This window comes from Clostridioides sp. ES-S-0054-01, from assembly GCA_021561035.1.
Classification (GTDB): domain Bacteria; phylum Bacillota; class Clostridia; order Peptostreptococcales; family Peptostreptococcaceae; genus Clostridioides.
In genome coordinates this window covers 2933914-2952766 of sequence record CP067346.1, presented here as the reverse complement: position 1 = coordinate 2952766, position 18853 = coordinate 2933914, and the positions used below count along the sequence as shown (strand labels likewise).

Genomic DNA, 18853 nt, shown 5'->3' with positions numbered 1-18853 from the left:
GGATATATCATGAAAAGTTTAATTTTATATTCAAGTTTAACTGGGAATACTAAAAAAATTGCTTATTCTATATATGATGCAATTCAAGGAGAAAAGGATATTAAAAATATAAGTGAATTAGTTGATTATATTATTAACTATGAAAATTATGATATAGTATTTTTAGGCTATTGGGTAGATAAGGGAATTTGTGATAAAAATTCAAAACAAGTGATTGAAAATATTCACAACAAAAAGATAGCACTATTTGGTACAATGGGAGCAAGTACAAAAGGAAGTTATGGTGATAGTATAATAGAAAAGATAGAATCAATTATTTCAAAAGATAATGAAATATTAGGTTCATTCATATGTCAAGGTAAGATAGCAGAAGGATTGAAAGCAAAATACGAAGAGATATCGAAGCTTTATCCTGAGAACGAGCATATTCGCGAACAATTAAATAATTATGAAGAATCTCAAAATCATCCAAATAAACAAGAAATATGTGAAGCTGGTATATTTGCAAAAGATATGATGATTAAAGCTAGTACTATGTAGTAGTTAAACAATGAGTTTATATAAGATATAGAATCAATAATTCAGTAAAAAGTATGGCAATAACTTGCTATACTTTTTTTATGAAATCAAAAAAAATAATAAAAGTACTTGACTGTAAACCTTGTTTATACATTATTTTATAGAAAATAAGATAGTTTTAAATATAGAAAAGGAGGTATTATTGTATGAAAATTTATAAAAGATAATTAGCTTGATTTTAAGACATAGTAAATATATCACTATATATAGAGAAAATATTTAAGACTATATTACAGTTATAAATTAATAGAATAGAGAGGTAGTGTTTAAAATTACAGAAAGTGTCTTTATGTGAAGTTGTTGAGAAACAGGAGCAAGTTCTCGAAACTAAAATATCAGATTTAGAAAATGCAAAAACTATGTGTAAAAAAATGTTAGAATCTGATGAGCTAAGTTATTTGAATTTGAAAGTAGAGCAATACATAACTGAGTTGCCAGAATACTGGAATAAAAACAAACATATTTTCAAACTTGACTCTGTAAGCTTCTTATATATACTATTACAGATTATTTAACGAATTTTATATGTTTTGTAGTGTTATCTATGGAAGTGTTCTCTATATTTTTTATTTATAATATTGCCAGACATGTTACAGTAATTATTTTTATGGATATATTTGTATTTATTGTTTTACTGATAATAGGTTTGTATACATTATTTAAGAAATATAATTAACTTTTAAAAATAAGTAACAAATGATAGTGTAAAAAATAGCCACTATAAATTATGGATTGCAGTGGCTATTGTATTTTATTATTTGTATATGAAATTATTTTATCTTTATAACAGGTTACTATATATTATGGTTTAGTTCACTGATGAAATGTTCATGTATTTTAAAGTAAAAAGTTGTACATTCTAATAAAATTTAAAAATTTTGATTCTTCAAAGTTAGAGAAAATATATTATTTTTATTAAAAAATTAAATATTAAGAATTTAATTTCTGCATCTTATTTAAAAAAGATAAGAAATCAACTTTATATATTTTTTTTGGTCTTCCTCTTTGATTATCAAGCTTTGTATTTACAATAGTTGCAATTCCTGCTTTATACAAGATACTCAATATTCGATTTGCACTTCTAAGAGTTATATTCATATAGTCCGATAATATTTCTGCCGAAACATTATTTGAATTTCTGTCATTAATCATACACATAATTTTAGATACATTAGTATTAGATAGAGGTATAAAAGAAGCAATCTTATTAGCTAGTGAGCTTTCGTCAATATCATGAGAATTCTTATTTGCATATAAAGGACCTATAGTATTATTAGTATCATTTACTATAAAAGTACAATTTCCACCTAAAGAAGCAGATTTACCATTAGCTTGACGAGCATTCTGCTCTGCATGAATATTTGTGTTTCCAATACCCCAACCAATATTTAAGCTATACTTAATTTCCTTTAAATCTTCTGAAATAAAAAAGTCTGTATAATTATTGGTCATATTATTTAACATCTCTTTAGTAGTGTGTATCTCTATTTTCATATCATTTTTTTTGACCTGAACTCCATAAAATCCATGTCTTGATAGAGAATTTAAGATAGTGTTATATATTTGGTTTTGTATCTCATCATTTTTAAATATCAAATCTTCATTTATGTACTCTGAACTATTTACTGTAACTATACAAGTTGCAGATTTATTTTTGTCTAAGTTTTGTAATGTTATTTCATTCACCAGAGATTTAAATGTATTCAAGATTGATTCTGTAGATGGAACCATGTAAATACAATTATACCCAAGCTTCTTAAGTTCACAACTAATGATATAATTTCTAGTAAAAGAAAGGTTAATCTTATTATCTCTCAATAAATCTAAATGTATTTCCAATAATTTATCATTTAATTTTTTAAAGTCATACACAGGTTGAGGGATATTAAAATTTTTAATTGTATATGGGCATTTATTAGAATCTATTAATGAATATATATCATAATAATTGTTGTCTTCTCTTAAAAAATCCATAAATGATTTTGTAAAATCAATATCTTTTTGACTATTTAATACTTTAAATAAGTATTTATAAAAATCTCTTTCATCAAGCTTTAAAAAGTTTAATGGTACTTTTATATCCTTTATGTTTATTATAAGCTCACTATATGGAACTATACCACTACATACAAATCCATCAAAATTATCTACCTGCTCATAGTATATATTAGGTAAATTGCTAAAAGGATTTTCTCCTTTAAGCTCAATAAATGTAATTTCGCAAATATCATTTAACTCTTTAAGAGCTTGTTTAAACTTATCTGACATAAAATAAGATGTTGTCAAAAAACCAATTTTATATTTCATAAAACCTCCTTTAAAATTTCGAGAGTGTTGTAACTAATCAATTAATTTATATCCTCATTTTATAATAGTAGATAAAACGCGTCAATTTATTTTACAAAAGGATAATTGCAAGAAAAATCAGAAAATACAAAAAAGACTGAAAAATATGTTGACTAGCAGAAATAATTATGCTATTTTTTAATTAAGGACTAGTCTTTTAAAATTTCCTAAAATAATCTTGGGTTTTGGGGGAAGAAGTATATTTTATTTAAAAATAAAGGAGAATATTATGAATACATATTTAAATGAGATTTCTACGTTTGTTGATGAGAATAGAGAAGAAATAGTTTCATTATGGAAAGAGATTGTTAATATAGAAAGTTATACACATTGTAAAGAAAGCGTAAATAAGTTAGCTGAGAGATTAAAGCTTGAGTTTGAAAAAGAAGGTTTGGATTGTGAGTTAGTAGATGTTGGAGATAATGGTAGCACATTGATAGGTACACTTGGTTCTAATATAGATAAAAAGCCAATAATTTTTTCAGGACACATGGATACTGTCTTTGAAATAGGTACATTTGGAGAGAATCCATTTAAAATAATAGAAGGAAAAGCATATGGTCCAGGAGTTTTAGATATGAAGGGTGGGATAATAATCTCTTTATATGTTATCAAAGCTTTAAATAAAATAGGATACAAAGAAAGACCAATAAAAATAGTATTTTCTGGAGATGAAGAGGTAGGACATAAGGATTCAACTGGTGCAGATGTTATATTAAGAGAAGCAAAAGGCGGTCTTTGTGCTTTTAATATGGAAACTGGATTAGTAGATAATAGCTTGTGTATAGGTAGAAAAGGAAGAATAGGATGCAATATACATGTAAAAGGTGTAGAGACACATGCAGGTAATGATTTTGAAGGTGGAAGAAATGCTATAGAAGAAATGGCCAATAAGATATTACGCATACAAAAATTGACTAATCTAGAAGTTGGAACTACAGTAAGTGTAAGTGTGATTAAGGGAGGAAGAGTGGCAAATTCTATTCCAGAAGATTGTAGTATAGAAGTAGACCTTAGATTTGAAAAGGTAGAAGAAATGGAGAATGTTAAGGAACAGGTTAGAGAGATATGTAAAGAGACTTACATAGAAGGAACTTCTACAGAAGTTAAATTTATAAATGAAATGATGCCATTTGAAACTACAAAAGATGTTATGATATTTCATAAATTTGTAAACGAAGTGTCAAAAGAAAATGGATTTGGAGAATTAAATGCTAAGAAACTTGGAGGCAGTTCAGATGCTACTTATTTGACTATTGCAAACGTTCCTACAATCTGTTCGTTTGGAGTGAGAGGAGAATGGAATCATACATCAAGAGAATATGCAGTAGTAGATTCTATGTTTGAGAGGGTGAAATTAATTTCTACAATTATTTTAAACTTAGATAAATTTGAGGTATAAAGGGGGATTTTATATGGATACAATAGCTGAAGATAATAAGGTAACATGGAAAGGGTATTTGTCTTTGTTTGTACTGATAGTATTATTTTCAGGAATATTTAAAGATAGTCAAGGATTTCTTAAAGCACTAGATTTTGCCAATTTGACAGGTTCGTTTGGTACTATTTCAGATAGTGTAGACTTTATGGGGAAAGGAGGAACTGGGGCAAAAGATGGGTTCTTATTTGCTCTTACTTTAATTCCAACTGTCTGTTTTGCGGTAGGTCTTATAGATGTAGTTGAATCTATGGGAGGAATGAAGGCAGCATCAAAGATATTTAATCCATTACTTAGACCTCTACTTGGTATACCTGGAGTAGCTGGAATAGCATTTGTATCTTCATTTACTAGTTCAGATGTAGCTTCAATAATGACAAAGGAATTATTTGAAAGCGGAGAGATTGCAGATGATGAAAGAACTATATTTGTAGCATATCAATATGCTGGTTCAGCCGTTATATTAAATACAATAAATACTCAAGCTCCTCTTTTACCAGTAGCATTATTGGCATTAGGACCAATAATCCTTATAGAGATATTCTGTAAAATACTTGGTGCTAATCTAGTTAGATTAATCATAAGTGTAAGAAATAAAAAGAATAAGACTAAGGAGGCTGTGTAGTATGAGTCAACAAAATACTGGAAATGCTATTGTAAATAGTAAACCTAAGAAAACTGTTGTTGAGATATTTATGGGAGGAGCAAAAAAAGGTTTTTATATAGGTGTTGAACAGATATTACCAGCTATGATAATGGGTTATGTAATAGTACAGTTTTTACAATTAACTGGTTTAGTCGATATTTTAGGAAATATTTTTGGTCCAGTAATGGGTATTTTTGGACTACCTGGGGAATCAGTTGTAGTTTTGATAGCAGCGTTTTTTGCTAAGGCAGCAGGAGCAGCTACAGCAGCAAACTTATTTGCACAGGGTCTAATTACTGCATCACAAGCAACTATATTAATTATGCCATGTATGCTAATGGGTACTCTAGTTGGTCATTATGCAAGAATAGTACTTGTAGCAAATGCTAGCACTAAGTATAGAATGTTATTGTTAGCAATCCCTATATTTGATGCAATAGTGGGAATGTTGATAGTAAGAGTTTTACTTACTGTTATGGGATTAATGTAGACAAAATAAATTTATAACTTAATTATAAAGTTTGTACAAGAATTGATGTATATAATAATTAGTATATAGTAATTATATATTAATTACATATTATTCAAAAAAGAAGGAGCTGTCTCAAAATAGAGATAAGCTTCTTTTTCATTGTTGAAATGATGAAAATATACTTAATTTCATACAAAAAAGAGTGCCTCATAAACTAAAAAGCTCATTTTGAGACACCTTCTTCTTTTGAATTTATAATTTCTAGAATTTATATTTTCTTTTTATATTTTTAATACCAATATTATACTAAATGTATTTTGAAATTAATATAAATATGTTTTTAAAGTAGAATTTTTTGTGAGTTTCCACGTATATCCACTTTGATAACTTTCTCTATTGTATCTCCTCTAAAACCTAATAAATTACTTGTCAAGTTTGCAGTGGAACAAGAATGATTAGGTATAATTCTTATTCTATCACCAATTTTTATATCAGTTTTACCATTTACTTTTATTTTACCAACTTCTTCTGAAAGTGAATCAATAGTAAGTTCTGGGTGTCCACAAACTCTACCATATCCAATAATACTACTATTTCCATGTGCACCTTTATCAAGCCCAAGGCACTTACTTCCACAATCAATTAAATAGTATCCACTGCTATTTTTTGAGATTACAGTGCAAACAACAGTAAGAGCACACATGTCTTCAGTAGCACAACCTAGACCTATCTGTATAGCATCATAGTATACATAGTTTCCAGGTCTTACAGCAGTTATAGTTTTAGAAGCAACTTCAGCCTCAACTGTTGGAGTGCTACCAGAAGCTACAATTTCTATATTAAATCCATTATCAGTTAGAGCTTTGTATGCTTTTTCTATAGAAGAATCTTCTTGAACACAAACATCTGGAACTCCTTCTGGAGAACTACAACCATACACTTGACCTGGATGTGAACTTATACCAACAATTTTGATGTTTTCTAGCTTTGAAATTTCAGTGGCAAGTTCAACCACTTTTTCTGGCTCAATTCCAAAACGATGTAAGCCACAATCTATAATAATAAGTAGTTTACATTCTATTTTGGATTTAGAAAAAGCTTCACTGTAAGCTTTAGCACATTCTATATTATCTGTAGCACAGATTAAATTTATTTTTGATGCCATAGCTACAATTCTACTTATATTTGCCTCTCCCATGTAAGGGTAAGCCAACATAATATCCTTAAAGCCTGATTTTATTAAAGCTTCAGCTTCATCAAGTGTTCCAACGAGAAATCCAGTAGCTCCTGCATCTTTTTGAAGTTTTGCAATATAGGTACTTTTATGTGTCTTAAGCATAGGCCAAAGTTGTTTATTATTCTTTGAACAAATTTGTTGAACTGTATCAATATTCTTTTCTAACTGGTCTAAATCTAGCAAAAAACTTGGAGTAGCAATTTCTGAAATTTTCATGTCATTTACCACCTTTCAATAAAAGTAAAATTAATTATAAGTATTAAAGTTATTATATTAAAATACTAGCTTTACAATATTACTAGCTTATAATTATATTATAAAACCAGTATTAAGTGAGAGCAATATTTATTTAGACTAATTGGAATTTTCAATAAATTATAGTAAATTTAAATTATTTATGAAAGATAATCTAATTGATGATTATTATATATATATATTGCCAATAATATTGGGAGAGGGATTCCGTTATTTAAATCTGGTATAGATAGGACTAACTTAAATTTTAAGAAAGCTAGTAATATTGGAGAACTTGTAAAATTGGAATACAGTAAAAAGTAAAAAAAGTATATGACAATTTGTTGCAACATTATAAAATAAAGCATTTAAAAGACTTTTGGCTATATGAATTGACATTACTTGTCAAATATGTTAACATATAAACGACTTGTCGGAGGGTGTATTAAAAAGAATATGCTGGAGAAGAGAGTGCGTTAACTCTTTTCTCCTTTTTTTATAAAATCAAGTATTTATAAATTTAGTATTATTACATGATTACACTATCTCGAAAATTAAGAAAGGAGAAAAATATGAAATTAATTTTAAGTTATTTAAAGAATTATAAGTTATTAATAGTATTAAACATACTGGCTATATTTAGTTTTGCATTAGTTGAATTGGGTATTCCAACCATAATAGCTAAAATAATTGATAACGGTATTGCAAATCAGAATATAGCTTACATAAAACAAATGGGAATAGTGATTGTTATTATTTCTATTATAGGGGTTGTAGGTAGTATATTGTTGGGTTATTGTTCTGCAAAGGTGTCAACAAGTGTAACCAGAGATATAAGAAATGATATATTTGAAAAATCTCAAGAATTTTCACATACTGAATATAATAAATTTGGAATTTCTTCAATGATTACAAGAACAACAAATGATGCGTTTCAAATTCAACAATTTGTGAATATACTACTAAGAACTGCTTTATTAACACCAGTTATGTTCATCATAAGTATAATAATGACAATTAGAACAAGTTTGGAGCTTTCTATGGTATTGGCTATATCAGTACCTTTTATAATTATTGGTGTAGCAATAATAGCAAAAGTATCTCAGGCAATATCTTCAAAACAACAAAAAGGACTGGATAAATTAAACCTTATATCAAGAGAAAATTTAACTGGAATAAGAGTAATTAGAGCTTTTGGAAATGATGATTATGAAACAGAAAGATTTGAAAAAACAAATACATATTATGCTAATGTTTCTAAGAAATTATTTAAGCTTATGTCAATTACTCAACCAGCATTCTTTTTACTATTAAATATAGCTGTTTTAGCTGTATTTTGGATTTCGAGTGAGAAGATAAATATTGGGGAACTTCAAGTTGGACAGTTGGTTGCATTTTTGGAATATCTTTTCCATGCTATGTTTTCAATTATGCTTTTTTCAATGGTATTTATTATGTATCCAAGAGCAGAGGTATCTGCAAATAGAATAAAGGAGCTTTTAAATGAGGAACCATTGATAAAAAATCCTGAAAATGGAATTAAGGAGACTAAAAATAAAGGTATCATAGAATTTGATAATGTAACTTTTACTTATCCAGATGGAGAGGCTTCTGTACTTAAAGATATTTCATTTACTGCAAAGACAGGTGAAACAGTTGCCTTTATAGGAAGTACTGGTAGTGGTAAAAGTACCCTAATTAACTTGATACCTAGATTTTATGATGTAACAGAAGGTAGTATTAAGATAAATGGAGTAGATATAAGAGAATATGATTTAAAGGCTTTGAGAAAAAAGATAGGATTCATACCTCAAAAATCACTGCTTTTTACTGGTAGCATAGCAAATAATATTAGATTTGGTAAACGTAAAGCAGGAGAATCAGAATTAGAATATTCCGCAAAAGTTGCACAGGCATATGAGTTTATATCAAAAAAACCTAGAAAGTTTGATGAATTGATTAGTGAAGGTGGAGCAAATGTATCAGGAGGTCAAAAACAAAGACTTTCTATTGCAAGGGCTATTATAAGAAGACCTGAAATATATATTTTTGATGATAGTTTTTCTGCACTTGACTTTAAAACTGATGCAATACTTCGTGCTAAGTTGAAGAAGGAAACAAAAGATGCAATTGTATTGATTGTTGCCCAGAGAATTAGTTCTATTATTGATGCTGATAAGATTATAGTACTCAATGAAGGACAAGTTGTCGGTATGGGAACTCATAAAGAATTATTAAAAAATTGTGAAATATACTATGAAATTGCAACATCTCAGTTGAAAAAGGAGGAATTAGAATAATGAAAAAGTCTAAAGGTTTTAAGAAAACAATTGGTAGACTTCTTCCATTTGTAAAGAAATATAAGTTTTCCTTTATTATAGCTATTATATGTATAATTTCAGCAGCCACTATGAATGCAATTGCACCTAAAACTGAGGGATTAATAATAACACAATTGACTAAAGATGTAATTCGTATAGCAAAAGGAATACCAGGAGCGTCTGTAAATTTTAACTATGTAATAAAAATATTGGTAATTTTAGCATGTATATATGTTGCCAATGCAATTTTTACGTATACTTCAAGTTTTCTACTTACGAATGCTATCCAAAATACAATGAGGGATTTAAGAAATGAAGTAGAAAATAAAATAAGACGATTGCCTATTAGTTATTTTGATAGCAATAGTTTTGGGGATGTATTAAGTCGTATATCAAATGATGTAGATACAATATCAAATGCTCTACAACAGAGTTTTATGCAAATTGTAAATTCAATCTTAGTCATAATTTTGGCACTTTCAATGATGTTTACGATTAACACATATATGGCTTTTATAGCTCTTTTTATAATTCCAATTAGTTATTTTGTATCTAAATTTGTAGTAAAAAAATCTCAAAGTAGATTTTCATTGCAACAAAATGCTCTTGGAAAATTAAATGGAAAAGTACAAGAAATGTATACTGGCTTTAATGAGATAAAACTATATGGTAAAGAAGAAGATTCTATAAAAGAATTTAAAAAGGTAAATCAAGAACTTTGTGAAAATGGATTTAAGGCACAATTTATATCAAGCATGATGAATCCTATGGTATCATTAGTGACTTATTTTGGAATTGCAGCAGTGGCAGTTGTCGGTTCTATATATGCAGTAGGTGGAGGGATAACAGTAGGAAATTTACAAGCATTTGTACGTTATATATGGCAGATAAATCAGCCACTTTCACAAATGACTCAGTTATCCACTGTAATACAGTCTTCTTTTGCTGCAATAGAGCGTGTGTTTGAGATTTTAGATGAAGAAGAGGAAATACCTGATGTTGAAAATCCAGTTAAGATAGAAAATGTAAAAGGTAATGTTACATTTGAGCATGTTAATTTTGGATATGGAGAAAATTCAACTTTAATAGAAGATTTAAATGCAGAAATAAAAAGTGGTCAGATGGTAGCTATTGTTGGACCTACTGGAGCAGGTAAAACAACATTAATAAACTTATTGATGAGGTTTTATGATGTGAAGAAAGGATCTATTAAGATTGATGGGGTAGACATAAGAGATATGAAACGTAAAGATTTGCGTTCAATGTTTGGTATGGTACTTCAAGATACATGGCTATTTAATGGAACTATTTTTGAAAATATAGAATATGGTAGATTTGGAGCTACTAAGGAAGAGATTATACAAGCAGCAAAAGTAGCAAATGTTCATCACTTTATAACCACTCTTCCAGATGGATACAATATGTTCTTAAATGAAGAAGCATCTAATATATCTTTAGGGGAAAAACAGCTTTTAACTATAGCTAGAGCTTTTATATCAGACCCTTCAATATTGATACTTGATGAAGCTACTAGTTCTGTTGATACTAGACTGGAACTTATGCTTCAAAAAGCAATGAGAAATCTTATGAATGGTAGAACTAGCTTTGTTATAGCACATAGACTTTCTACAATTCGAAGTGCTGACTTGATTTTAGTTATGAATAATGGAAGTATTATAGAGCAGGGGAATCATGATGAATTGATGGAAAAGGGTGGATTTTATGAGAAGCTTTATAATAGCCAATTTGCAGATACAGAATCCGAATAGATAACATAAACTGTTGCATAAAATTTTGTAGCAAATTCAAGTATTAATCATATAATTAAAAAGAGTATCAGTAAGTTGTTTTTTTATAAATTTACTGACACTCTTTGATTTTAAGACTAAAGGTACTTATTTATAATTGGTACTTATAATTCACAACTAGTCTTTCTACATCTGATAACCAGAATTACAATACTTTTCTTTTTTACCTTTTTGTTCTCTAACATATAACAATTCGCTCAACTTATCAATGTAATAACAATCATCACTTATGCGAATTAAACTAGTCAGATAATATCCATCTTTGCTTCTAGGAATCTTTTTATTTATTGCTAAATCAATAGCTGTCTTTGCTGCTTCAAAATGCTTTAAATGTGTATGACCTTCTTCAAAACTCTTTCTAGTATTATAAACTACATAACCTTTTTTAACTTGAAAAACTATAAATTCTTTCTTTTCATATATTTTATTAAACATTCAATCAGCCCTTCTCAAGATAGTTTTATAGCATAACATTAGAAGCTTATAAAAATTTTACAAAGAACATAAATATTTTATAAATTATAAATTTAAAACTATAATTTATAAAGATAACTTTCTGATTACTTATATGATAATTCATATAGGTTAAAAGTAAATTATCTTTAGGTTAAACAAAGGTAAAATAAAAGACTAGTTATAATATTTATATGAAAAAGTATAAAATATAGTATAAGAATATAGAAAATTTAAATTATTTATTTACAGTTTTTATTTCCGTAAGTATATTTACCGTTGCCAAAATCTTATAAAACTTTATAAAATATTGTTTAATTCCCTATTCAACAAGTCGAATTTTAAAAGTTAAATAGCTTGCTTATAGTTTCGAATGCTCTAGGTTCTTTATATTGACTTGTAATTAAAAATGTACAAAACTCTTCTATTGCAGAGCATTTTGATTTAGATACAAATGACAAGGTTAACACACTAAAATTAAAAATCTATATTAAAAACTAATAGTATATTAACTAAGGTTTAGGGTATTTTACAAAAAATATTCTAAACCTTAATCTTATATATTAGTATTTTTATTATTGAACTTATGTGGTTATTTGATTATTTATCTTTTTTAATCGATTTAATATTTTCTTTGATTTTGTTTAAAATATCTGTATGCTTATTAGAGCTTATATTGGGAAATGCTTTGATTATACGTCTATGAAGTAATTTATGGTTAGACAGTAAAGTATTAAGTTTATTTTTTAGCTCATCAATGCGATTTTTAGCATAGCGATAGTTTTCTTTTTCCTTAAGTATTTCAAATCTATTTTCTAAAGTCTCGAGTCTATTTTCAACTAAAGATTCAAGTTTGTTTTCGATAGTTTCTTGTGTGATAAGTTTGTAGTACTCTTTCTTATCTTTTAATTCCTTAATTATAAGATTGATTTGTTTTAACTTACCATTTAATTGTAAAATTGTATGTACTGTAATTACTAAATCTAAAACAAAATAAACCTCTATAGATATAGCAAGTATAAATAGCACATTTTTAGGGATAGAGTTTATAAAATCAACTACAATAGGATGTACTATAAGCATTACAATTAATGATAATACACCAAACATAAGCGAGTTTTCTAGACAAACTCTTCCATGAATATTAAATCTATGATTAGAATAATCCCACCAAGTCATATTAAATATTTTTTCTAAAATAAAGCTCGTAAAATACTCCATTATACTAGTTATAATTATACTAAATAAAAACAGCAAGGGAATATTGTGTACAAAAGGAGTCAAAATAGCAACTATTGCTAATGCTCCAAATCCATATATAGGACAAAATGGACCATTTAAAAAACCTCTATTTACAAATTGTTTTTGTAAAACTGAACAATATGTAGTTTCACAACACCATCCTATAAAACTATAAATTACAAAATAAAGAAATTGAATATAAAATGTACTCATAAGCACCTCATTTCTAGTTAGTATAGCACTATATACTCGATATTTTATTTTATGATTAATTTACTAAATTCAATTTACATATTGATTATACCAATTTATAGAAATTTATCAAATTTAATTGCAGTTGGAATGTTATATACACAATTATAATAATGAAATTTTATTCAAAATAAATAAGGGTGTCAAGTATAATCAAACTAATAGTTGTAGATACTCTACACTATGTTAGTTTAATTACATTTGACACCCTTGTATTTACATTATGCCTATTTACATTCGAAGCTAGAACAACATGTTTCAATATAAAGATTTACTCTATCAGTTTCAGGAGCAACCAATATATTATCAAGTGTACATAAGCTACCGTCTTTGTTGTATTTACAATTTTTTACAGTACAAACTAATTCTTCACAATTTCTATTATTAACGTTGCTAGATAGATTGCTATAAATAGATTCATCTAAAAATGAACTACAACAAGTATGTCTGTCATTGTGAGCTTTTTCACCATTTATAAAAATTTTATCTGCATAACATATATGGCTGTTGTTATGTGAACAGTTAATTACATTACAGTTTATTCTTTCCAAAGTTATTACCTCCTAAACGATTATTTATTATAAATTATGTCCATATAATTACAAGAATATAACTATTAAGAGAAAACTACCTTTTAGAAAATATCTGTTCTTAGAGTAATTTGAAATATAAATATATTTTCTTCTAAAATTTACCTAAATTGTATAAAAACTTACAGCTTGGAGAAAATAATAGAAAAAGGAGGCGTAATCAATGTTTGAAAAGAAGAAAAAAGAATTATTTCCTTGGAAAATATCTGCCTTAATACTAGTTGGAGTATTTGTATTAAGTAGTGGAGTTTATATAGGGACAAAATTAAAAAACAATGGAGTTCAAACTGGTGAAATTGTAAGTACTAGTGCGAATATGAATGAAAAGTCAAAAGAAGCTTTTGGATTAAATAAAAATTGTGAAGTTTGGCTTCAAAGTGAAGGCGAAAATGAAACTAACTACAAGAGAACACTTACAATGGCTGGGATAGTTCCAGAGTCATTATTAGATAAGACAAAATCAGAAATAGTATCGTATTTTAAAAAAGAATATCCAACTAAAAAAATAAAGAGTATGGATAAAAATGAAATCATATTGGTAGATTCTAAATATAGTGATAGCAAAGATGTACAGGCAATGAACGCTACTTTAAAAGGTAAATATACTATTGAAAATGACAATGGAAATATAGCACTATATAAATATGATGATAGTGGAAGTAAAACATTAGTAGAAAAAACAAAAATAAGAGTAGATTCACTTCCTAAAACAGTTCAAGATGAAATCAAAAAAGGTGTAGTTATGGATACTGAAGAAGAAGCTTATTCAAGATTAGAAGACTTTGCAAGTTAATATTAAGTAAATCAATAGTAGTTCAAGTTAAATACTAAGTAAGTTAATACTAAATAATTTAATATTAAATAAATTAGTATTAAAATTGTAGTCACATTAATTCCTATAAAAATACAATAATTTATTTGTATTAAATATAAAAGTTATATTGAGGTAAAAATCTTGCTTTGATATAACTTTTTTATTTGATTTTATATTTTACATAGAGCATTTTATGATTTGTTAATATTATTTATGATATAATGATTTAGAACATAAGTTTTTATGAGAAATACATTTTGGTATTTCTTTTATTTTTAGGAGGAATTTTTTAAAATGATAATATTGGGGATTGACCCAGGTATAGCCATAGTTGGATATGGTATAATTGAATATAAAAATAGTAAGTTTAAAGTAATCGATTATGGAGCAGTTACAACGCCTGCACATATGAATATATCGAGAAGATTGGAACTTGTATATAAAGGAATTGATATAATAGTAAAGAATTACAATATAGATGAAGTTGGAATGGAAGAATTATTCTTTAATAAGAATGTAAAAACGGCTATAACAGTTGCACAAGCTAGAGGTGTTACTATGCTTGCGTGTGCCCATAATGGTAAGCCTGTATATGAATACACTCCACTTCAAGTAAAACAAGGTGTAGTTGGATATGGAAGAGCAGATAAGGCACAAGTTCAGCAGATGGTAACTTCGTTTTTAAGTTTAAAAAAGGTTCCAAAACCAGATGATGTTGCAGATGCTTTAGCTGTGGCTATTTGCCATGCTCATTCAAACAAACTTGAAAAAACTCTAAAGAATATAGGTGGTAAGTATGTATAGTTATATAAAAGGTACAGTAGAAGAGATTTATATAGACGGTATAGTTGTTGAAAATAATGGTATAGGATATAAGGTAAATGTATCATCCAATACAATCATGAATTTACAGTTGGGAGAAGCTACAAAGGTATATACTAAACTAATCGTAAGAGAAGATGATATGAGTCTTTGTGGTTTTGTAAGTAGAGAGGAACTTAAAATGTTTGAACTACTTACATCCGTATCTAAAATAGGACCTAAGGTGGCACTTTCAATACTATCATTTGCATCACCAGCACAGTTAGGGGCATATATTTTAAGTGAAGACATTGGAAAGCTATCTAAAGCTCCTGGTGTTGGTAAAAAGACAGCAGAAAGAATTGTCTTAGAGCTTAAGGATAAGGTAGACAAAAATAACATAGAATTTGAACCAACATTATTATCACAAAAACCTACCTTGGTATCTCAAGATGAGTCTGTAGATGCACTTGTAGCCTTAGGCTATACTTTGGCAGAATCAAAAGATGCAGTTCAAAAATGTAAAAAAGATGGTATGAATACGGAAGCCATTATAAAGAAAGCACTTACATATATAATGAGTAAATCTTTGAAATAACATTTACACTTTAAAATAATATTTAAAATATTAAGGCAAATTTCAAAGTATTAAAGTAGATTTCTAAAAATACGAGAGGAGGGGTATAAATGCAAGGTTTTGAAGATGAAAATAGGATAATAACTTCTACAATGAAGATGGAAGATATAGATATAGAAAACAGTCTAAGACCAAAAACTCTAGAAGATTATTTGGGTCAAGAAAAATCAAAGGAACAACTTAGCATATTTATAGAGGCAGCTAAATCGAGAAATGAACAGTTAGACCATGTTCTTTTATATGGACCACCAGGTCTTGGAAAAACTACACTAGCCAGTATAATAGCTAATGAGATGGGTGTAAATTTAAGGATTACATCAGGTCCTGCAATAGAAAGAGCAGGAGATTTAGCAGCTATACTTACAAACTTAAATGAAAATGATGTTTTATTTATAGATGAGATACACAGAATTAATAGAAGTGTTGAAGAAGTTTTGTATCCAGCAATGGAAGACTTTTGTCTAGATATAATAATAGGAAAAGGACCATCTGCAAGAAGTATAAGGCTTGACCTTCCTAAATTTACACTTATTGGAGCTACCACAAGAGCTGGTATGCTTACAAATCCACTTAGAGATAGATTTGGTGTCATTTGTAAACTGGATTACTATACAGTTGATGAACTTTCAAAAATAGTACTTAGGTCATCAAATATTTTAAATGCAGAGATACAGTCTAATGGTGCATTAGAGCTTGCAAAACGTTCAAGAGGAACTCCAAGGATAGCAAATAGGTTGTTAAAAAGAGTTAGAGATTTTGCTCAAGTTAGGGCTGATGGAAAAATAACTGATGAGGTAGCAAAAGATGCTCTAGAGCTTTTAGGTGTTGATAGTTTAGGGCTTGATTTTGTAGATGAGAAGCTTCTCATGACTATAATAGAAAAATTTAGAGGAGGACCAGTGGGTCTAGATACATTAGCAGCTTCTATTGGTGAAGATAGAAATACAATAGAAGATGTATATGAGCCATATTTGCTTCAGTTAGGTTTTATAAATAGAGGGCCTAGAGGAAGAATAGCAATGCCATTAGCATATGAGCACTTAAAAATTCCATATCCTAATGAAAAGTAAAAATAGATTATACAAACATTTAAAATAGAATAGTCATTAAATTAAAATATTTCTAAAATGGCTAAAAATTCAAACATATCCACAAAATGGTAAATATATCTGTAGATACTGTGGATAAATAAGATGGAAATTGTGTGTATTGTATCTATATATTGTGGATAAGACACGTATATCGTGGAAAAATATCTATATATTGTGAATATGGTGTATGTTAAAAATGGTGATTTCTTGATAGATTATAGTAATATTGTGGAAAATAAGTTGTTTTTTTGATATTATTGTAGCTGGAGAAATTTTAAGAGAGGAAGTTTAATATTGAAGACAAGTGATTTTAAATTTGATTTACCACAGGAACTTATAGCTCAAGTTCCTATAGAAGATAGAGCTAGCTCAAGATTAATGGTATTAGATAAAGAGACTGGCAACATTGAACATAAAGTGTTTAGAGATGTAATAGAATATTTAAATCCAGGGGATTGTTTAGTCTTAAATAATACTAGAGTCATACCAGCTAGACTAATAGGAGAGAAGCTTGAAACTGGAGGTAAAATTGAGTTTTTATTATTAAAAAGAACAGAAGAAGATACTTGGCAAGCTCTAGTAAAACCAGGAAAAAGAGCAAAAGTAGGTGCTAAATTTTCTTTTGGAAATGGAAAGTTGGTTGGAGAAGTTGTAGGCTTATCAGATGAAGGTTCAAGAATTATAAAATTTCATTATGATGGAATTTTTGAAGAAATCTTGGATGAACTTGGAAATATGCCACTACCTCCATATATAACTGCTAAATTAGATGAAAAAGAAAGATACCAGACTGTTTATTCGAAGCATAATGGTTCAGCAGCGGCACCTACAGCAGGACTACATTTTACAGAAGAATTGTTAAGTAAAATAAAGGAAAAAGGTGTAGATATAGCCTTCATAACTTTACATGTTGGTTTGGGAACTTTTAGACCAGTAAAAGTAGATGATGTTTTAAATCATAAGATGCATTCAGAATATTATATGGTCAGTCAAGAAGCAGCTGACAAAATAAATAGGGCAAAAGAAAATGGAAATAATGTAATATGTGTTGGAACTACTAGTTGTAGAACTATAGAATCAGCTTGTAATGAAGATGGAAAGATGAAAGAAACTAGTGGGTGGACAGATATATTTATATATCCAGGTTATAAATTTAAAGTTTTAGATAAGCTTATTACTAATTTTCATTTACCAGAGTCTACATTAATAATGTTAGTAAGTGCTATTTGTGGAAAGGATACTGTTTTAAACGCATATAATGAGGCAGTAAAAGAAAGATATAGATTCTTCAGTTTTGGAGATGCTATGATTATAAAGTAGGGAGGTAATAGATGCATAGTTTACAAAAACAAAAAAAGAATAACCCTATATTAAAGATTGCTTTTATATTTGAACGTATTTTAGCAGTAGTAGTTCTAATAGCCGTATTTCTAGGAACTATAGATGTGTTAAGACTTATGTGGGGAGCATATATAGTTGATTTTCAAAATCCAGTACAATACAGTCAGCTTAATGACTTCCTAGCGCAAATATTACTTTTAGTGATAGGTGTTGAACTTGTAGTAATGCTATCACTTCATATACCAGGAGCATTTATTGAGGCATTACTTTATGCTATAGCTAGAAAAATGTTGTTACTTCCTAAAAATGAAGGAATGATAGATGTTTTAATAGGAGTTATAGCTATTGCAGGATTATTTGCTATAAAAAAGTTTTTAGTAACAAAAGACAAGAGTGCTCTTAATATAACGAGTATTCATGATGAAGATGCAATTAAAGAACAACAGAGTAAAAATGATAAAGATAAATCTATTTAGAAAATATATTAGGAGAATGAACTATTATAAATATATCTTAAAAAATCAGGAGAAATAAATATTATTTAAGGAGAA

General features: G+C 28.1%; 17 protein-coding genes and 1 pseudogene. 13 read left to right on the top strand and 5 right to left on the bottom strand.

Annotation, left to right across the window (positions count from 1 at the left end; all coding sequences use genetic code 11):
• Window positions 1–9: 9 nt before the first annotated feature.
• Window positions 10–540: a flavodoxin gene (locus JJC02_13695; GenBank protein ID UDN53942.1), complete on the top strand. Its 531-nt coding sequence runs from the start codon at window positions 10–12 to the stop codon at window positions 538–540.
• 311 nt (window positions 541–851) lie between these two features.
• Window positions 852–1255, top strand: a pseudogene (locus JJC02_13690) (MerR family transcriptional regulator).
• A gap of 254 nt (window positions 1256–1509) precedes the next feature.
• Here JJC02_13690 and JJC02_13685 read toward each other — a convergent pair.
• Window positions 1510–2886 (bottom strand): hypothetical protein, encoded by a 1377-nt coding sequence (locus tag JJC02_13685; protein ID UDN53941.1) that lies wholly within the window; start codon window positions 2884–2886, stop codon window positions 1510–1512.
• Window positions 2887–3154: 268 nt separating this feature from the next.
• On the opposite strand from JJC02_13685, the gene JJC02_13680 reads away from it, so the two are divergent.
• From JJC02_13680 to JJC02_13670, 3 genes are read left to right on the top strand one after another with little or no spacing between them, the layout of a single operon-like run.
• Window positions 3155–4327 carry a M20 family metallopeptidase gene (locus JJC02_13680; protein ID UDN53940.1) on the top strand — a complete coding sequence of 391 codons (1173 nt, stop codon included), beginning with the start codon at window positions 3155–3157 and terminating at the stop codon, window positions 4325–4327.
• Between the two features lie 13 nt (window positions 4328–4340).
• A complete protein-coding gene (locus JJC02_13675) occupies window positions 4341–4988 on the top strand; it encodes a hypothetical protein (protein ID UDN53939.1) in 648 nt (215 codons plus the stop codon).
• A 1-nt stretch (window position 4989) separates the two neighbouring features.
• On the top strand, window positions 4990–5499 hold the full coding sequence (locus tag JJC02_13670; GenBank protein ID UDN53938.1) for a YjiG family protein: 510 nt from the start codon (window positions 4990–4992) through the stop codon (window positions 5497–5499).
• Window positions 5500–5821: 322 nt separating this feature from the next.
• Here JJC02_13670 and JJC02_13665 read toward each other — a convergent pair whose 3' ends face one another.
• Window positions 5822–6934: an alanine racemase gene (locus tag JJC02_13665; protein ID UDN53937.1), complete on the bottom strand. Its 1113-nt coding sequence runs from the start codon at window positions 6932–6934 to the stop codon at window positions 5822–5824.
• 590 nt (window positions 6935–7524) lie between these two features.
• Here JJC02_13665 and JJC02_13660 point away from each other — a divergent pair.
• Entirely contained in the window at window positions 7525–9252 is a 1728-nt protein-coding gene (locus JJC02_13660; GenBank protein UDN53936.1) for an ABC transporter ATP-binding protein, read from the top strand.
• A complete protein-coding gene (locus tag JJC02_13655) occupies window positions 9252–11042 on the top strand; it encodes an ABC transporter ATP-binding protein (protein UDN53935.1) in 1791 nt (596 codons plus the stop codon). The genes JJC02_13660 and JJC02_13655 overlap by 1 nt, the downstream gene beginning before the upstream one ends.
• Before the next feature lie 165 nt (window positions 11043–11207).
• On the opposite strand, the gene JJC02_13650 is transcribed toward JJC02_13655, so the two are convergent.
• The 3 genes from JJC02_13650 to JJC02_13640 all read right to left on the bottom strand — a co-directional run bounded on the left by JJC02_13650 (window position 11208) and on the right by JJC02_13640 (window position 13579).
• Window positions 11208–11516, bottom strand: a complete 309-nt coding sequence (locus tag JJC02_13650) for a hypothetical protein (protein UDN53934.1) — start codon at window positions 11514–11516, stop codon at window positions 11208–11210.
• A gap of 618 nt (window positions 11517–12134) precedes the next feature.
• Window positions 12135–12989 (bottom strand): hypothetical protein, encoded by an 855-nt coding sequence (locus tag JJC02_13645; protein UDN53933.1) that lies wholly within the window; start codon window positions 12987–12989, stop codon window positions 12135–12137.
• Between the two features lie 266 nt (window positions 12990–13255).
• Entirely contained in the window at window positions 13256–13579 is a 324-nt protein-coding gene (locus tag JJC02_13640) for a DUF1540 domain-containing protein (GenBank protein ID UDN53932.1), read from the bottom strand.
• A gap of 202 nt (window positions 13580–13781) precedes the next feature.
• Here JJC02_13640 and JJC02_13635 point away from each other — a divergent pair, with 202 nt between their 5' ends.
• The 6 genes from JJC02_13635 (at window position 13782) to JJC02_13610 (ending at window position 18778) form a co-directional block, all read left to right on the top strand.
• Window positions 13782–14411, top strand: a complete 630-nt coding sequence (locus tag JJC02_13635; protein ID UDN53931.1) for a hypothetical protein — start codon at window positions 13782–13784, stop codon at window positions 14409–14411.
• Window positions 14412–14726: 315 nt separating this feature from the next.
• A complete protein-coding gene (gene ruvC, locus JJC02_13630) occupies window positions 14727–15236 on the top strand; it encodes a crossover junction endodeoxyribonuclease RuvC (protein ID UDN53930.1) in 510 nt (169 codons plus the stop codon).
• Window positions 15229–15831, top strand: a complete 603-nt coding sequence (gene ruvA, locus JJC02_13625; protein UDN53929.1) for a Holliday junction branch migration protein RuvA — start codon at window positions 15229–15231, stop codon at window positions 15829–15831. The genes ruvC and ruvA overlap by 8 nt, the downstream gene beginning before the upstream one ends.
• 89 nt (window positions 15832–15920) lie before the next feature.
• Entirely contained in the window at window positions 15921–16940 is a 1020-nt protein-coding gene (gene ruvB / locus JJC02_13620; protein UDN53928.1) for a Holliday junction branch migration DNA helicase RuvB, read from the top strand.
• A gap of 315 nt (window positions 16941–17255) precedes the next feature.
• Window positions 17256–18281: a tRNA preQ1(34) S-adenosylmethionine ribosyltransferase-isomerase QueA gene (gene queA, locus JJC02_13615; GenBank protein ID UDN53927.1), complete on the top strand. Its 1026-nt coding sequence runs from the start codon at window positions 17256–17258 to the stop codon at window positions 18279–18281.
• Window positions 18282–18292: 11 nt separating this feature from the next.
• On the top strand, window positions 18293–18778 hold the full coding sequence (locus tag JJC02_13610; protein ID UDN53926.1) for a hypothetical protein: 486 nt from the start codon (window positions 18293–18295) through the stop codon (window positions 18776–18778).
• The last annotated feature ends 75 nt before the right edge of the window (window positions 18779–18853 follow it).